Source organism: Glycomyces amatae (genome assembly GCF_020991375.1).
In the GTDB taxonomy this organism is placed as follows: domain Bacteria; phylum Actinomycetota; class Actinomycetes; order Mycobacteriales; family Micromonosporaceae; genus Glycomyces; species Glycomyces amatae.
This window is the reverse complement of the sequence record NZ_JAJLQZ010000002.1, coordinates 368,684-384,161: the sequence shown is the minus strand read 5'-3', so window position 1 is coordinate 384,161 and position 15,478 is coordinate 368,684. Positions and strand designations below refer to the sequence as shown.

Annotated in this window: 16 protein-coding genes; 11 read left to right on the top strand and 5 right to left on the bottom strand. The window is 73.9% G+C overall.

The window, feature by feature from the left end:
• Positions 1-10: 10 nt before the first annotated feature.
• From LO763_RS04660 to LO763_RS04650, 3 genes are all read left to right on the top strand, one after another.
• On the top strand, positions 11-628 hold the full coding sequence (locus tag LO763_RS04660; RefSeq protein WP_230600781.1) for a class I SAM-dependent methyltransferase: 618 nt from the start codon (positions 11-13) through the stop codon (positions 626-628).
• An 89-nt stretch (positions 629-717) separates the two neighbouring features.
• On the top strand, positions 718-1,254 hold the full coding sequence (locus LO763_RS04655) for a tetratricopeptide repeat protein (protein ID WP_230600780.1): 537 nt from the start codon (positions 718-720) through the stop codon (positions 1,252-1,254).
• 73 nt (positions 1,255-1,327) lie between these two features.
• The gene (locus tag LO763_RS04650) at positions 1,328-2,488 is read left to right on the top strand and encodes an NUDIX hydrolase (RefSeq protein WP_230600779.1); all 1,161 of its coding nucleotides are present in this window, start codon (positions 1,328-1,330) and stop codon (positions 2,486-2,488) included.
• Between the two features lie 78 nt (positions 2,489-2,566).
• On the opposite strand, the gene LO763_RS04645 is transcribed toward LO763_RS04650, so the two are convergent.
• The 3 genes from LO763_RS04645 to LO763_RS04635 all read right to left on the bottom strand — a co-directional run bounded on the left by LO763_RS04645 (position 2,567) and on the right by LO763_RS04635 (position 4,760).
• Positions 2,567-3,103 (bottom strand): hypothetical protein, encoded by a 537-nt coding sequence (locus LO763_RS04645; protein ID WP_230600778.1) that lies wholly within the window; start codon positions 3,101-3,103, stop codon positions 2,567-2,569.
• Between the two features lie 207 nt (positions 3,104-3,310).
• A complete protein-coding gene (locus LO763_RS04640) occupies positions 3,311-4,099 on the bottom strand; it encodes an oxidoreductase (protein WP_230600777.1) in 789 nt (262 codons plus the stop codon).
• 85 nt (positions 4,100-4,184) lie between these two features.
• A complete protein-coding gene (locus LO763_RS04635; RefSeq protein WP_230600776.1) occupies positions 4,185-4,760 on the bottom strand; it encodes a TetR/AcrR family transcriptional regulator in 576 nt (191 codons plus the stop codon).
• Positions 4,761-4,928: 168 nt separating this feature from the next.
• On the opposite strand from LO763_RS04635, the gene LO763_RS04630 reads away from it, so the two are divergent.
• From LO763_RS04630 to nhaA, 5 genes are all read left to right on the top strand, one after another.
• A complete protein-coding gene (locus tag LO763_RS04630) occupies positions 4,929-5,762 on the top strand; it encodes an HAD family hydrolase (protein ID WP_230600775.1) in 834 nt (277 codons plus the stop codon).
• A gap of 196 nt (positions 5,763-5,958) precedes the next feature.
• A complete protein-coding gene (locus LO763_RS04625) occupies positions 5,959-7,941 on the top strand; it encodes an elongation factor G (protein WP_230600774.1) in 1,983 nt (660 codons plus the stop codon).
• 141 nt (positions 7,942-8,082) lie between these two features.
• Positions 8,083-9,405, top strand: a complete 1,323-nt coding sequence (locus tag LO763_RS04620; protein WP_230600773.1) for a M14 family zinc carboxypeptidase — start codon at positions 8,083-8,085, stop codon at positions 9,403-9,405.
• 90 nt (positions 9,406-9,495) lie between these two features.
• Complete coding sequence (locus LO763_RS04615; protein WP_230600772.1) at positions 9,496-10,323, top strand: HAD family hydrolase; 828 nt, start codon at positions 9,496-9,498, stop codon at positions 10,321-10,323.
• 56 nt (positions 10,324-10,379) lie between these two features.
• Positions 10,380-11,831: a Na+/H+ antiporter NhaA gene (gene nhaA / locus LO763_RS04610; protein WP_230600771.1), complete on the top strand. Its 1,452-nt coding sequence runs from the start codon at positions 10,380-10,382 to the stop codon at positions 11,829-11,831.
• A gap of 15 nt (positions 11,832-11,846) precedes the next feature.
• Here the strand turns inward: nhaA and LO763_RS04605 are convergent, their stop codons facing one another.
• Positions 11,847-12,629, bottom strand: a complete 783-nt coding sequence (locus LO763_RS04605) for a class I SAM-dependent methyltransferase (RefSeq protein ID WP_230600770.1) — start codon at positions 12,627-12,629, stop codon at positions 11,847-11,849.
• Positions 12,630-12,862: 233 nt separating this feature from the next.
• On the opposite strand from LO763_RS04605, the gene LO763_RS04600 reads away from it, so the two are divergent.
• Together LO763_RS04600 and LO763_RS04595 are read left to right on the top strand one after the other, a co-directional pair.
• On the top strand, positions 12,863-13,543 hold the full coding sequence (locus LO763_RS04600; RefSeq protein WP_230600769.1) for an SDR family oxidoreductase: 681 nt from the start codon (positions 12,863-12,865) through the stop codon (positions 13,541-13,543).
• Positions 13,544-13,623: 80 nt separating this feature from the next.
• The gene (locus tag LO763_RS04595) at positions 13,624-14,550 is read left to right on the top strand and encodes an aminoglycoside phosphotransferase family protein (RefSeq protein WP_230600768.1); all 927 of its coding nucleotides are present in this window, start codon (positions 13,624-13,626) and stop codon (positions 14,548-14,550) included.
• Positions 14,551-14,685: 135 nt separating this feature from the next.
• Here LO763_RS04595 and LO763_RS04590 read toward each other — a convergent pair whose 3' ends face one another.
• Positions 14,686-14,934, bottom strand: a complete 249-nt coding sequence (locus LO763_RS04590; RefSeq protein WP_230600767.1) for an SCO4848 family membrane protein — start codon at positions 14,932-14,934, stop codon at positions 14,686-14,688.
• Positions 14,935-15,163: 229 nt separating this feature from the next.
• Here LO763_RS04590 and LO763_RS04585 point away from each other — a divergent pair, with 229 nt between their 5' ends.
• Positions 15,164-15,466 (top strand): hypothetical protein, encoded by a 303-nt coding sequence (locus tag LO763_RS04585; RefSeq protein WP_230600766.1) that lies wholly within the window; start codon positions 15,164-15,166, stop codon positions 15,464-15,466.
• Positions 15,467-15,478 lie beyond the last annotated feature (12 nt).

Here is a 15,478-nt window from a genome sequence, read left to right as displayed (position 1 = left end):
CATGGGCCCCATGGGATACGCCGAACTCAAACGGGACCTGCGCCGCGCCTACGACGCCGGGGCCGACGCCCGCGAGGCGATGGACGACCGGCCGTGGAAGCCCGCCGAGCGGGCCCGGTTCGCCGCGCGCCTGCGCGAGGCGGGGGCCTCGCGGCTGCTGGAGATCGGCGCCGGCCACGGCGTCAGCGGCCGGTACTTCGCCGACGAGGGCTTCGCGGTGACCTGCGTGGACCTCTCGCCCGCGCTGGTGGGGCACTGCCGCGCCAAGGGGCTCGACGCCCGCGTCATGGACTTCGGCGACCTCGCGTTCGAGGACGCCGCCTTCGACGCGGTCTTCGCCATGAACTGCCTGCTCCACGTCCCGCGCGCCGACCTCCCGGGCGTCCTCGCCGAGGTCCGCCGCGTCCTCGCCCCCGGCGGGCTCTGCTACTGGGGCCAGTACGGCGGCCACGACCACGAGGGGGTCTGGGAGGGCGACGCGTACGAGCCCAAGCGGTTCTTCTCCTACTTCACCGCCGACCGCATCCAGGCGATCGCCGCCGAGCAGTTCACCGTGGTCGACGTGCACCTCACCGCCCTCGACGGCAAGGTCGACCAGTACCAGGGGCTGATCCTGCGCAAACCCTGACCGCGGGGCTGGGCGAGCGCCGCCGCGCGGGCATATCCTCACGTGAGGCCCCCTCGCGGCCCGCCCCGCCTGGAAACGGAGGACACGCCATGCCGGCAGCACAGCACCGGATCACCGAGCTCATCGCCACCGGCAGCGACGGCCGCATGTACGCGACCGAGCCGGAGAAGCTCCGCCGCCTCGTCCACTTCGAACTCGCGCGCGAACCCCGGCTCCCGCAGGGCGAGCTGCGCCAGGCCGGCGTCGGCCTCATCGCCCTCGGCGACTACGGCCGCGCCCAGCGCGTCCTCCGGGACGCCCTCGACCGCGCCGCCACCCCGCGCGAGCGGGTCGCCGCCCTCGTCAACCTCGGCGACGCCCACCGCTACCCCGGCGACCTCGAGACCGCCGAACCGCTCTACCAGCAGGCCGTCGAGATCGCCCGGGCCGAGGCGCCCGGCACCCTGCACTTCGCGCTCCAGCACTACGGCAAGCACCTCGTCGACGCCCGCCGGCCCCACCTCGCCGTGGAGGTCCTCGCCGAGGTCCTGATCATGCGCGAGCGGATCGGCGACCCGGCCCTGATCGCCTCCACCCGCGAGGCGCTGAGCGCCGCGCGCGCGGCGGTCGCGCAGCGTACCATCTGACCGGCCGGACAGCGAGGGAACCGCGACGAAACCGCTGATCCGGCGAGTACCGGTCCAGCAGCGAAGGAGCGCCATGACGAACCCGACCGCCGACCCCCACCTCGCGGCCGCGGGCCTCGCCCGACTGGCCGACGCGCTCCGCGCCGAGGCCGCCAACGGCCTGTACTGGGGCGCCGGGCCCGACGAGACCGCGCGGCTGCACCGGCTGCGGGAGCTGGCGGCGGCGCTCCTCGCCGAGGTCGACCACCGCCCCTTCGCGGCGATCCTGGCGGTCTTCGCGACCGACGCGAACCTGCGCACCCCCATGCCCGGCATCGAGTTCCGCGTCGAGTGCGCCGACGGCGCGCGGCTGGTGCGCCGCGAGCGCCTGAACGCCGCCGAGACGCTCGGGCAGCGCCTCGCCGCGACCGCCGCCGCCCTCGGCGCCGCGGTCCCCGAGGCGCCGGCGGCCATCGCCGACACCCACCTCGCGGGCCTGCCCTGCCCGCACACGTACCTGCTCGTCTACGAGCTCGCGACCGGCCTCGACGCCGCGGCGGCCGCGGCGCTGCTGCCCCCCGGCAACCCCGACCTCGACGGCGACCTGCCCGCCGTCGCCCCCGCCGACAGCGCGGCCATGCCCGAGGCCGGGCCGCTCCCCGTCTCGCCCGCCGCCCGCGAGATCCTCGACGCGATCGCCGCCCTGGCCAAGGAATCCCTTGCCGCCGTGACGAACCCGTATGAGGTCGAGCGCCAGCACCGCGTCGCGGCCCTGTGCGAGCGCGCCCGCGAGACCGAACTGGACTACCCGCGCATCGACTGCGGCGACCTCGCCGCGCACTGCGTCTCCACGGGGGCCGATGCCGCGGTCTTCGACGACGAGGGGCGGCTGCTCGTCATCCGCCGCACCGACACCGGCCAGTGGGCGGTGCCCGGCGGCGCGGCCGAGGTGGGCGAGCCCGTGGGCCTGGCCGCCGTCCGCGAGGCCTGCGAGGAGACCGGCCTCGACGTCGGGCTCACCGGCCTGTCCTGGGCCTTCGACAAGCGCGACACGGACCTCGGCGACAGCCGCATGCCGATGATCATGAGCTTCACGGCCCGCATGGCCGACCCGGACCAGCCGATCCGCCTCGCCGAGCTCGAGGCCTCCGACTCGCGCTGGATCACCCGCGAGGAGTCGGAGCGGATCGACCTCTTCCGGGGCCACGAGCTGCGCGTCCCGGCGGCCTTCGCCCGCGACCGCGGCGAACGCTGACGCCGCGGGGCGGCCGCGACGCCCCCGGAGACGACGGCCGCCCGGAACCGCGGCGGTTCCGGGCGGAGGCCGAGGGGGTCACCAGATCCAGGTGGCGCACGAGTCCTGGAGCGCGGCCTCGGCCGCGGCCTCCTCGTCCGAGCCGACCGGCGTGGCGTAGTACTCCTTCAGGTCGTCCAGGCAGGCCCGCATCGACTCGGCGTCGGCCGCCTGGACCTCCGCCTCGTCGGCCGCGGCCTGCGCCGCGCCGAGGTCCTCCTCGAGCTGCGCGATCTCGGTGTCGCGGTCGTCCAACCTGGACTCGGCGTCCTCCAGGTCCCCGCTGGAGCGCAGCCACAGCGCCAGCGAGAGCGCCGCGCCGGCCAGGCCGATCGCCATCGCCACCGCCAGGACGGGCACGAGCGGCGACCGCCGGGGAGCGGCCGGGGGCGTCGGGAGCACCTGCGTGCCGTACGTCGGCTGCGTGGGCGCGAGGTACGCGGGCTGCGTGGGGGCGTACCCGGGCTCCTGCGGCGGTGGCGGCGGCTGCGGGGAGTACGACGGCGGCCCGCTCTGGGGCTGCTGCGGCTGCTCGGGCGGGCCGAAGCTGTAGTGCGGCGGCTGGTTGTAGGACATGCTGGGCTCCTTCGGCGGGCGGTGTCACCGTCCAAGGTAGGGCGGTGTTGCGAACCGGTCGGCGCTCCGGTCTGACGAACCCGGCCGGGACCGGGTTGCACTCGTGATGCAACCGTGACACGGCGGACCGACACTCCGTTCTTCTCACACTGCCGCGGGGACCCCTCCCGGAGCGGGCGCGGCGTCTCGCCGCGCCCGCTCGTTCGCCTACGCCGCCTTGAGGGTTCCGCCGTCGATCACGTGGTCGGCGCCGTGGATGTTCGCCGCCCGGTCCGAGAGCAGGAACGCCACCAGGTCCGCGACCTCCTCGGACTCGCTGATGCGCCCCGACGCGGTTCCCAGTTGGCCGGGCAGGTTCGCCAGCAGCTCCTCCTGCGACACGCCGTACGCCTCGGCGACCTTCGCGCCGAAGCTCTCCTCCGCGCGCCACAGCGAGGTGCGGACGACCCCGGGCGAGACCGTGTTCACCCGCACGCCCTGCGGCCCCACCTCTTCGCTGAGTCGCTTGGAGAACATCGTCAGCGCGGCCTTGGCCTCGGCGTAGCCGACGGGCGAGGCGGTCGGGATGCGGCCGTTGACCGAGGAGACGTTGACGATCGCGCCGCGCCGGGCGATGATCCCCGGCAGCGCCGCCTTCGTGGTCCAGACCGCGCTGAGCAGGTTGAGGTCCAGGATCGCCTCCCACTGCTCGACGGGGACGTCCAGGAACCCGCCGACGGCCATCCGGCCGGCGTCGCCGCCGCCCACGTTGTTGACCAGCAGGTCGATCCCGCCGACCGCTGCGACGGCCTCCGCGACGATCCCCTCGGCGCCCTCGCGGGTCGAGAGGTCGGCGCCGACGACGGCCTCGGCGGCCTTCTCCAGCTCGGGGGTGGCGGTGCGGGCGGCGCCGACGACGCGCACGCCCTCGGCCGCGAGGGTCTGGGCGATCGCCAGGCCGATGCCGCGGCTGGCGCCGGTGACGAGGGCGGTCTTGCCGTTGAGTCCGAGTTCCATGGGAGTGCCTTTCGTTTTTCTTGAACTAGAGGTCAAAAATTGGAGCGAGAAAAAACGCCCTCGGGCGAGGGCGCCGGGTCGTGCCTCAGAAACCGGTCAGCGCGGTCTCGATGATCCCGCGCAGCGCCGGCAGCTCATGGGTCGTGGCCATGACGCGCAGCCCGACGATGGTGTTCATCAGGAAGCGCGCCTGCGCGTCCGCGTCGACCTCGGGGGCGACGTCGCCGTCCCGCTGGCCCCTGCGGATCCGCTCGCCGAGCAGGCGGATCGTCTCGTCGGTGATGCGCGTGACGGCGCGCAGGGCCTCCTCGTCGCGCCCGCCCAGCTCGAGTGCCGTGTTGGCCGCGAGGCAGCCGCGCGGCGCCGGGCCCGAGCAGTCCAGTTCGACCAGGAACGCCAGGTAGGCGCGGATGCGCTCCTTGGCGGTGCCCGGCTCGTCCAGGTACGCGGCCGTGACCTCCGATCCGACCTGCCCGTACAGGTCGAGCGCCTTCCCGAACAGCTCGCGCTTGGAGCCGAACGCGTGGTACAGGCTCCCCTTGCCGATGCCCGTGGCCTCGGCGAGGTCGGCGGGGGAGGTGCCCGCGTAGCCGTTCGTCCAGAACGCCTCCATCGCCCGCGCGACGGCGACGTCCGGTTCGAAGTTCTTCGGCCTGCCCATGCGAGAACCCTACACCATTCTTGACCCAGGGGTCAACAAAGGGGTCCTCTCGGCCCTTGATCTCAGGAATCATTGCAGCGCAACGGCATCGAAAAGCCAGCGGTCGCCGCTCCCCGCCCGCGGCCGTCGCGGTTGCCGGCACTGGCGGGGCCGGGCGATACTTGAGCGGTGCTCAAACCCCTTGTGATCGCCTCCGACCTCGACGGGACCCTCCTCGCCCCGGGCGGGAACCTGTCGGACCGGACCCGTGAAGCCCTCGCCGCCGCCCGCGCCGAAGGCGCCCTCGTCGTCGCCGTCACCGCCCGCACCCCGTACGGCGTCGACATGCTGCCCGACCTCATCCCGCACCTCGACGGCGCGGTCTGCGCCAACGGCGCCGTCGTCTACCAGCCCGCCACCGGCCGCACGCGCATCCTGCGCTCCATCCGCGTCGCCGCGGCGCGCAAGGCGGCCGCCCTGATCGCCGAGCGGCTCCCCGACGCCGTCTTCGCGGTCGAGACCGGCGACCGCATCGTCGGCGAGAGCGCCTACCGCGCCCTCGTCGGCTCCTCGAACTGGGAGTTCGCCGACGGCGTCGACGCGGTCTTCAAGCGCGCCCGGCGCACGGTGAAGCTCAAGGTCTACTGCGCGTCCCGCACCGGCGAGGAGATGGCCGACGCCGTCGCGGACGCCGACCTCGGCGGGCTCGCCATGTGCCACTGGGGCGACTTCGGCATGCTCGACTTCAACGCGCGCGGCGCCGACAAGGCCTCCGGCCTCGCCCACTGGTGCAAGGAGCGCCGCCGCGGACCCGACTCGGTGGTCGCCTTCGGCGACATGCCCAACGACGTCCCGATGCTCGCCTGGGCCGGGCGCTCCTACGCCATGGGCGACGCCCACCCCGAAGCGGTCGAGGCCGCCACCGACCGGACCGCCGCCAACGCCGACGACGGCGTCGCCCAGGTCGTCGAGCGCCTCCTCGCCGAGGCCCGGGCCGACACCGAGGCCGACGCCGCCGCCTGACCCCGCCGCGAGCGCCCGGGCACCGCGCCCGGGCGCCCTTCGCCGCCCCCGAAAACCGATTGCGGCCTTCGTCCCGTTCTGCTGAACTGGTTCCCGCGCGCCTCAGCGCGGCCCCACGTCGAAGGAGCCACCACCATGCGGAATCAGCTCATGTTCATCGAGAAGGGAACCCGACGCTCAAAGGACATGACCGCTGTTGCGCACACTCAATCTCGGCATCCTCGCCCATGTCGACGCCGGTAAGACCAGCCTGACCGAGCGGCTGCTCCAAGCCGCCGGCGTCATCGAGGAGGTCGGCAGCGTCGACGCGGGCAGCACCCGCACCGACACGCTCGACCTCGAACGCCGCCGCGGGATCACCATCAAGTCGGCGGTGGTCTCGTTCACGCTCGGCGACACCGCCGTCAACCTCATCGACACGCCCGGCCACCCCGACTTCATCGCCGAGGTGGAGCGGGTCCTCGGCCTCCTCGACGGGGCGGTGCTCGTCGTCTCCGCCGTCGAGGGCGTCCAGGCCCAGACCCGCGTCCTGTTCCGCGCCCTGCGCCGACTCGGCGTGCCCACCCTGGTGTTCGCCAACAAGATCGACCGCGCCGGAGCCCGCGGCGCCCCGCTCCTAGCCGAACTCGCCGCCCGGCTCGACCCGGCGGTCGTCGCCGTCGACGCGGCCTCCGGCCTCGGCACCGCGGCCGCCTCCAGCGCGCCGCGCCCCCGCGACCGGCCCTACCTCGACGACCTCGCCGAAGCGCTCGCCGACCTCGACGAGGACCTCGTCCGCGACTACCTCGACGCCCCTGACGCGCTCGGCCGCGAGCGCCTGGACGACGCCCTCGCCGCCCAGACCGCCCGCGCCCGGGCGCACCCGGTCCACTTCGGCTCGGCGATCACCGGCGCGGGGATCGCAGGGCTCCTCGCGGGTATCCGCCGCTTCCTGCCCGCCTCGGCGGGCGACCCGGACGGGCCGCTCTCGGGCACCGTCTTCAAGGTCGAGCGCGGACCGGCGGGGGAGCGGATCGCCTACGCCCGCCTGTTCTCCGGCGCCCTGAGCGTCCGCGACCGCGTCCCCGTCGGCGGCGGGGAGGCCAAGGTGACCGCCCTCAGCGTCTTCGACGACGGCGCCGACCGCCCCGCCGCCCGGGTCGAGGCCGGCCGGATCGCCAAGCTCTGGGGCCTGGGGGAGGTCCGCGTCGGCGACCCGATCGGCCGCGCCCCGGACCGCGGCACCGAGCGGTTCGCGCCGCCGACCCTGGAGACCGTCGTCGTCCCCGCCCGCGAGAGCGACCGCCCCGGCCTGCACGCCGCGCTCACGCGGCTCGCCGAGCAGGACCCGCTCATCGGCCTGCGCCAGGACGAGGAGCGCCGCGAACTCTCCGTCTCGCTCTACGGCGAGGTCCAGAAGGAGGTCATCGGCGCGACCCTCGCCGAGGAGCACGGCCTGGAGGTCGCCTTCCGCGAGTCCACCGTCATCTGCGTCGAGCGCCCGACCGGCGCCGGCGCGGCGGTCGAGTTCATCGCGAAGGCCCCCAACCCGTTCCTGGCCACCGTGGGCCTGCGGATCGAACCGGCGCCCGGGACCGGCGCCGAGTTCCGGCTCGGCGTCGAGCTCGGCTCGATGCCGCTCGCGTTCTTCAAGGCCGTCGAGGAGGCCGTCCACGCGACCCTCGCCCAGGGGCTGCACGGCTGGCAGGTCGAGGGCTGCGCGGTCACCATGACCCACTCGGGGTACTGGGCCCGCCAGTCGAGCGCCCACGGCGGCTTCGACAAGGCCATGTCCAGCACCGCCGGGGACTTCCGCGACCTCGTGCCGCTCGTGCTCGCCGAGGCCCTGCGGCAGGCGGGCACCGCAGTGTGCGAACCGCTGCACCGCTTCCGCATCGAGCTGCCCGCCCCGGACCTCGGCGGCGTCCTCGCCGCGCTCGCGAAGGCGCGGGCCGTCCCCGAGCCGCCCCGGCACCGCGGCGACCGCTGCGTCCTCGAAGGGACCGTCCCGGCCGCCGCCGTCCACGGACTCGGCCGGCGCCTGCCCGGCCTGACCAGCGGCGAAGGCGTCCTCGAAAGCGCCTTCGAGCGCCACGAGCCGGTGACCGGACCGGTCCCGGCCCGGGCGCGGACGGACGCGGACCCGCTCGACCGCGAGGCGTACCTCCTGGCCCTGAGCCGCCGCCTCGCGGGCCGGTGACCGGCGCGACCGCCACGAATTCCATTGTGTTCCAATATGTTGACTATTCAAGGGATTGATGGCTAAATGTATGATTACGATCATTTCGGCCCGTCCCTCCGGTCGACCGCACCTGTGGAGGGCCGAGAAAGGAACGGACCCATGCACCTCAAGCGAAGGCTCGCCACCGCGGGCATCGCGCTGGGGGTCGCGGCGGCCTCCACCGGCGCCGCCCTCACCGCCCAGGCCGAACCGGCCGACCCCTCCGAGACCGTCACCTGGACCGTCGGCGACCTCACCGGCCCCGAACTGGCCGAACTCGACCGGCTCGGCTTCGACGTCGTCCGCACCCGGGGCGGCGCCCACGTCCTCGGCGACGAGGCCGTCGCCGAGGAGCTGCGCGCCCTCGGCCACGACCCCGAGTTCCTCGACACCGTCTACAAAGAGGTCGAGACCACCGCCCAGCAGGAGGGCACCTACTACGGCGGCTACCGCACCGTCGACGCCTACGAGGCCGACCTCCAGGAGCTCACCGCCGCCAACCCCGGCCTCACCCGCCTCCACGACATCGGCGACTCCTGGCTCAAGACCCAGGACCAGACGCAAGGCCACGACGTCTACGCCGTCTGCCTCACCGCGATCGCCGCGGGCGACTGCGAGACCGACCCCGACTCGGCCAAGCCCCGGTTCTCGCTCATCGCCCAGATCCACGCCCGCGAGATCGCCACCGGCGAGATCGCCTGGCGCTGGATGGAGAAGCTCGTCGACGGCTACGGCACCGACCCCGCCGTCACCGCCCTGCTCGACACCACCGAGGTGTGGGTCGTCCCGATCGCCAACCCCGACGGCGTCGACATCGTCGCCTCCGGCGGCGACGACCCGGTCCTCCACCGCAAGAACGCCAACGACTCCAACGGGGACTGCGGCGACCGCCTCGGCATCGACCTCAACCGCAACTCCGGCTTCGAGTGGGGCGCCGACTCGACCAACCCGTGCGCCGAGACCTACCAGGGCCCCGCGGCCGCGTCGGAGCCCGAGACGCGGGCCGTCGAGGACTGGCTCCGCGCCCTGCACCCCGACCAGCGCGGCGAGGACCCCGGCGACGCGGCCCCGGCCGACGCCCGCGACGTCTTCATCAGCCTGCACTCCTACGGCGAGTACATCATCGTCCCCTGGGGCTACACCTCGGACACGGCCCCGAACGACGCCGCCCTGCGCGACCTGGGCGCCGCCATGGCCGAGTCCAACGGGTACTTCGTCGGCACCAACGACGACACCGTCGGCTACGCCACCAGCGGCACCACCGACGACTTCACCTACGGCGAGTTCGGCATCGCCAGCTTCACGTTCGAGATCGGCCCCGGCTTCGGGAACTGCGGCGGGTTCTTCCCCGCCTTCTCGTGCGTCGACGACACCCTGTGGCCCGAGAACGAGGGCGCGCTCATGACCGCCGCCCAGGCCGCGGCCGCACCGTACGCGGACTGAACCGCCGCCGAGCGCACGGAGCGGGACCGGGGGACCGGTCCCGCTCCAACCCGCTTGCCACCGCCCGCCCCGAACCCCGATACTCGTCACGTGCCAGTGCCGAAGGTGATCGCCACCGACCTCGACGGGACCCTGCTCGACCGCCGGGGCCGACTCTCCGAACGCAACCGGAAGGCCCTCCAGGCCGCCCGCGAACACGGCCTCCTCACCGTCGCCGTCACCGCCCGCGCCCCCCGGGCCGTCCACCGCGTCCCCGGGCTCGCCCCCGTGCTCGACGGCGCCGTCTGCTGCAACGGCGCGATCGTCTACGACCCCGCCGCGGACCGGGCCGAGCTGCGCCACCCGATCCCGCCGCCGGTCGCCCGCGACCTCTACGACCGGCTCCGCGAGGCCCTCCCCGGCGCCGTCTTCGCCGTCGAGACCGGCGAGCGGCAGATCGCCCAGTCGCCCGACCTCCAGATCGGCGTCCACTGCAACGACCCCTGGACGCTCCTCGGACCCGGCGAGGACCCCCTCGCCGTCCTCGACCCCGCGACCGAGGGCGTCGCCGAGCTCATCGTCCGCGTCCCCGGCTCCACCGGCCAGGACATGGCCGAGCGCACCCGCGGCATCGAACCGCCCGGCGCGCGCCTGTGGCGCTGGGGGAGCTTCCCCGAGATCGAGTGCAGCGCCGCCGAGGCCGCCAAGGGCACCGCGCTGGCGGCCTGGTGCCTCGAGCGCGGCATCGGCCACGACGAGGTGGTCGCCTTCGGCGACATGCCGAACGACGTCTCGATGCTCGCCTGGGCCGGGCGGTCCTTCGCGGTCGCGGGCGCCCACCCCGAGGCCGTCGCGGCCGCGACCGACCGCGCCGGCGGCGCCGAGGACGGCGTCGCCCAGGCGGTCGAGGCGATCCTCGAACCCGGCCCGGCCTGGTAGCGCCCCGCGCCGCCCGCACGGGCGCCGCCGCCGCGGACGGGGTACGGTAGGCCCCGGTGCGCCGGGAAGTCTGGTCGGCAAGTCCTGCCGTCGACCCGATCGGAGCCCTGCCCGTGCCCGCCGCCTCCAAAGAGCCGTGGAAGTCCCCCGTCTGGCGAAACCGGCCCGCCTTCCTGTACTCGCGCAAGCCCCTCGCGCGCTACGTCGGCCGCCCGGCCGCGGAGTTCCTCAAGATCGAGCCCGCCGCCGGCGTGGTCCTGGTCGCCTGCGCCGTCGTGGCGCTGCTGTGGGCGAACTCGCCGTGGGCCGCCTCCTACCAGGCGGTGTGGGGCCTGGACATCACGATCCACGTCGGCTCCTTCGAGCTGCACCACAGCCTCAAGGACTGGATCAACGACGGCCTCATGGCGATCTTCTTCTTCGTCGTCGGCATGGAGATCAAGTCCGAGATCGTCTCCGGCGAGCTGCGGCGGGTCCGCAACGCGGTCGCGCCCGTGGCCGGGGCGATCGGCGGCATGGCCGTCCCCGCCCTCATCTACGCCGCGTTCAACGCCGGCGGGGAGGGCTCCGGAGGCTGGGGCGTCCCCATGGCCACCGACATCGCCTTCGCCGTCGGCGTCCTGGCCCTGTTCGGCTCGCGCATCCCCTCGGCGGCGAAGGTGTTCCTGCTGACCCTCGCCATCGTCGACGACCTCGGCGCGATCGCCGTGATCGCGATCTTCTACACCGACGACCTCTCGATGCCCTGGCTCGCCGCGGCCGGAGCGATCCTCGCCCTCGCGATCGCGCTGCGCGTGCTCAACGTCTGGTCGGGGCCGGTCTACCTCGTCGTCGGCCTCGCCCTGTGGCTCGCCGTCCTCGAATCCGGCATCCACGCCACCATCGCCGGCGTCGCCATGGGCCTGATCATCTCGGCCAAGCCGCTCCTGGACCCCGATGCGGCCCACGCCAAGGCCCAGGAGCTGGCCAAGGAGGGCCTGACCGTCGAGGAGACCGAGCAGCTCGTGCGCCTGACCCGCGACGCCCAGCCGCCCACCCACCGGCTCCAGCACCGGCACCACCCGTTCTCCTCGTTCGTGGTGCTGCCGCTGTTCGCCCTCGCCAACGCCGGCGTCGCCCTCAGCGGGGACCTCATGGCCGCGGCCGCGGCCTCGACGGTCACGATCGGCATCGTCCTGGGCCTGGTCGCGGGCAAGACCCTCGGGATCACGGCCGCGGTGTGGATCGCCGTGAAGACCGGGGCCGGGCGCCTGCCCGAGGGCACGCGGTGGCCGCTGATGACCGGCATCGCCGCCGTCGCCGGGATCGGGTTCACCGTCGCCCTGTTCATCACCGAACTCGCCTTCCACGGCGGCGCCGAACCGCTCACCGACGAGGCCAAGATCGGCGTGCTCGTCGGCTCCCTGGCCGCCGCCCTCATCGGGGCCGCGATCATCGCCGCCACCGCTCCCGGGCGCGAGGGCGCCGCCGCTCGGCGCCGGGACGCCGCCGCCGGAGGCGGCCGGTAGGCGAGGGCGCCGCGGTCAGTGGCAGCGGTAGAAGACCGCCGTCTTGGTGAAGTCGAACGTCCGATGCTCGGCGAAGTGGCCGGCCAGTTCCCGCGCGGCCGCCTCCAGGAGCGCGTCGAAGGCCGCGTCCTCGCAGTCCGCCCATGAGCGCAGCGAGGCGAGGTATCCCAGGAGGGGGCCGGGTTCGGGGACCTTGACGACGCCCTCCTCCCTGAACTCCTCGACGGTGTCGAAGGCGGCCCGCAGCGGCGCGGGGGCGCTGGCGGAGTTGAAGCCGTCGAGGGCCGTGTTGAAGTCGTAGGCCCCCGGGCCCGTGGTCGAGCGCGCCGCCCGCTCCCACACCGCCCCGATCTCGGCCATGTCGCCCGCGATGTTCGTCGAGGCGAGGAAGGTGCCGCCGGGCTTGAGCACCCGCCTGAACTCGGCGAGGGCCTCGGCGACGTCGGCCACGTGGTAGAGCATGTGCATCGCCAGGACCGCGTCGGCGCTGTCGTCGGGGTAGGGGATCGCCTGCGCGTCGGCGACCATCACGGGCGCTTCGACCTCCGCGAGCATCCCGGGGGACTTGTCGATCGCGACCACGGCGGCCCGGGGGTGCTCGGCGCGGAGGCGGCGGGTGTAGCGGCCGATGCCCGCGCCGACGTCGAGGACGAGCCCCAGGCCCTCCTTCGGCAACAGCTCCACGGCCGTGTCGACCGGGTCGAACCGCGGCTCCCGGTACCGGTAGAGGTCGATGCGGGACTTGAGGTTTCCGGCGTGGGCGTAGTTCGTCATCTCGCGTTCGGCGTCGGTTATCACGGCTTCGCTCCTCGAGACGCATTGCGGCGGCGCCTTAGGCCGACGCGACGGCGGCTCCGCCGCGAACGGAGCGGCCTACGCTAGCGCATCGGTCCACAAGCGTCAAGACATCGCTTTCCAAGCAGGTGGCGGGAACCGGCCGCCCGCACCGCGCCGGCCCCCGGACTCGCCGCCTGCGCGTCCTCTGTGCGCAAGCGGCCCGCCGCCGCGCCGTCCGGGCTAGGGTGGGCCGTATGCATGTCGTCATCGCCGGAGGGCACGGACAGATCGCGCTGCGCCTCACCGAGACCCTGGCCGCCGGAGGACATTCGGTCACCGGGCTGATCCGCGACCCCGACCAGGCCGAGGACCTCACCGCGATCGGCGGGCGCCCCATCGTCCTCGACCTCGAGCAGGCCGACGCCGAGCACCTCGCCGGGCTCCTCGCCTCCGAGACCTACGGCGGGGTCGACGCCGTCGTCTTCGCGGCCGGGGCCGGACCCGGCAGCGGCGCCGCCAGGAAGGACAGCGTCGACCGGGCCGCCTCGGTGCTCCTGGCCGACGCGGCCGAGCGCGCCGGCGTCCGCCGCTTCCTCCAGATCTCCAGCATGGGCGCCGGACAGGAGGCCGACCCGGACCGCGACGAGGTGTGGGCCGCCTACATCGACGCGAAGACCGCCGCCGAGGAGGACCTGCGCGCCCGCGAACTCGACTGGGTGATCCTGCGCCCCGGGCAGCTCACGGACGACCCGCCGACCGGCTCGGTCCTCCTGGGCGCCCCGCCGGTGGGCCGCGGCGCGGTCACCCGCTCCGATGTGGCCGCCGTGCTCGCCGAGCTCCTGTGCACCCCGGCCGTCGCGAAGGTCGTCCTGGAACTGCGCGGCGGGGACACGCCGGTGGCGGACGCGGTGGGCGCCTTGGCATCCGGAGGCTGACCCACCTGCGGTCCCAGACCGCTTGCCGCACATGCGCATGCGGATCGCATCGCCAAAGGGCGGTGCTCGATACTGTACGGATGCGATTTGGTGTGGTTCCCTCCTCGGTTCGACGCGACGTCCTCGGCTGGCACGGCGAGGCCGGTCAGGCATGGCTCGACGCACTCCCGCAGACGGTCTGGGGCCTGACGCGCCAGTGGTCGCTGCGGATCGACGGCGCCCCCTTCGGCGGCGGCTCGCACTCGTACGTCGTCCCCGTCCGCCGCGGCGACGGCGGGCGGGCGGTCCTCAAGGTCGTCTACGTCGACGAGGAGAACCGCGCCGAACCCACCGCGCTGCGCGCCTACGACGGCGACGGCGCGGTGCGCCTGTACGAGTACGACCGCGAGGCCGGCGCGATGCTCATGGAGCACGCCGTGCCCGGCAACCGGCTCAAGTCGACCCGCTTCTTCGGGCACCGCACGCCCGAGTCGGCGTGGAAGCGCATCGGCATCGCGTGCGGGCTCTACCGGCGCCTGTGGCGCCCGATCGACGTCCCCGAGGGGTTCCCCGAGCTGCCCGCGGCCACCGAGATGCTCGACGGCTGGCGCGCCGCGTTCGCGGACGCCTCGGCGGAGACGCGCCGCCGCGTCGGCGAGGAGCGCCTGCGCCGCGGCCTCGAACTGTGCGACGCGCTCGCCGACCCGCCGGAGCTGGGCATCGGCAACCGCGACACCCACCTGAGCAACATCGTCTCGGCCGAGCGGGAGCCGTGGCTGGTCATCGACCCCAAACCGTACGCCGCCGAGCGCGCCTTCGACGGCGGCTACTTCCTGTTCATGCAGCAGCTGCACGGCCCGCACGGCGGCGCCGGCCTCCTGCGCGCGGTCGCCGAGGGCCTCGGCGTCGACGCCGAGCGCCTCAGGTCCTGGGCCCTCCTGCGGTTCATGGACCACCTCGAGGAGACGGAGAACGACAAGCACCGCGCCGCCGTCGCGGAGGCGATGGAGGAGCTGGAGCGGGCCTGAGGCCGCCGGCGCCCGCACCGGCGGGCGCCTTCCGGTCCCGCTTCCGGCACGCCGGTCCCGAACGAGTGAAAAACCCCTGGTCGGATTTCCGACTCCCGGACGAGTCGCCCGGTCGTCGAACGGTCCTTTCAGGAATCAGTCGCGGCCGGGCCGCCGGAGCGCGAGCAGGCCCCGCAGGCCGATGACGCCGATCGCGACGCCGAACCCGAACGAGGCGACCGCGAGTGCGATGTGGACCCAGAAGTAGCCCGTCGGGTCGCCCGCGGCGTCGAACGCGAGGCCGCTGACGTCGGCGAACAGGTTCTTCACGAAGGTCGTCCAGACGAAAACGGAGAACACGCCGAACGCGAGGAGGAACACCGAGACCGGGCGGCTGAGCTTCATGCCCCCAGTATCCGGGCCCCTCCCGGCCCGGCCGTCCCGGGCGCGGCGCGGCGGTCGCGGGCCACACCGGCCCCCGCCGCGGGCCCCGCCCCCTGTCGCGGTGCCGGAAGCGCCTACTATCCTGGCCATTGCGGACCCGGTGTCACTCTGTGCGGCAGTTGCGTGCATACCGTGGTCTGCGATGATGGAGACCGGATTGTCATCAATGCATGGAATGGCTGGCCCGGAGATGAACGGACCCGATGAACCCGCACTGCCCGCTAAATATCCCGACCCGGCGGTCGTGGGCTGGATCCGGTCCGAGGAGATCGAGTTCGAAGGGCTCCACATCAGATTGACGGTCACCCCGGGGGAGAAGATCGTCCAGCTGTGGGAACTGGTCGACGGGCACCCGGTCCGCTGGCTCGGCAACGTCTTCCGCGTTGAGTCCGAGCCCCCGGCCCTCTCGCTCAACCACCGCTACCAGTCCCGTATCAAGCACTCGCGGCGCGACGCCCTCGCCCGCGCCGGCGTCAAGTTCTGGAAGAGCTGACCCCGCCGGGCC

What these genes read in the sequence shown, in the direction of transcription:
- LO763_RS04660 (WP_230600781.1), top strand. Translation starts at nt 11, where the DNA reads ATGGGATACGCCGAACTCAAACGGGACCTGCGCCGCGCCTACGACGCC.
- LO763_RS04655 (WP_230600780.1), top strand. Translation starts at nt 718, where the DNA reads ATGCCGGCAGCACAGCACCGGATCACCGAGCTCATCGCCACCGGCAGC.
- LO763_RS04650 (WP_230600779.1), top strand. Translation starts at nt 1,328, where the DNA reads ATGACGAACCCGACCGCCGACCCCCACCTCGCGGCCGCGGGCCTCGCC.
- LO763_RS04645 (WP_230600778.1), bottom strand. Translation starts at nt 3,103, where the DNA reads ATGTCCTACAACCAGCCGCCGCACTACAGCTTCGGCCCGCCCGAGCAG.
- LO763_RS04640 (WP_230600777.1), bottom strand. Translation starts at nt 4,099, where the DNA reads ATGGAACTCGGACTCAACGGCAAGACCGCCCTCGTCACCGGCGCCAGC.
- LO763_RS04635 (WP_230600776.1), bottom strand. Translation starts at nt 4,760, where the DNA reads ATGGGCAGGCCGAAGAACTTCGAACCGGACGTCGCCGTCGCGCGGGCG.
- LO763_RS04620 (WP_230600773.1), top strand. Translation starts at nt 8,083, where the DNA reads ATGCACCTCAAGCGAAGGCTCGCCACCGCGGGCATCGCGCTGGGGGTC.
- LO763_RS04600 (WP_230600769.1), top strand. Translation starts at nt 12,863, where the DNA reads ATGCATGTCGTCATCGCCGGAGGGCACGGACAGATCGCGCTGCGCCTC.
- LO763_RS04595 (WP_230600768.1), top strand. Translation starts at nt 13,624, where the DNA reads ATGCGATTTGGTGTGGTTCCCTCCTCGGTTCGACGCGACGTCCTCGGC.
- LO763_RS04590 (WP_230600767.1), bottom strand. Translation starts at nt 14,934, where the DNA reads ATGAAGCTCAGCCGCCCGGTCTCGGTGTTCCTCCTCGCGTTCGGCGTG.
- LO763_RS04585 (WP_230600766.1), top strand. Translation starts at nt 15,164, where the DNA reads ATGAACGGACCCGATGAACCCGCACTGCCCGCTAAATATCCCGACCCG.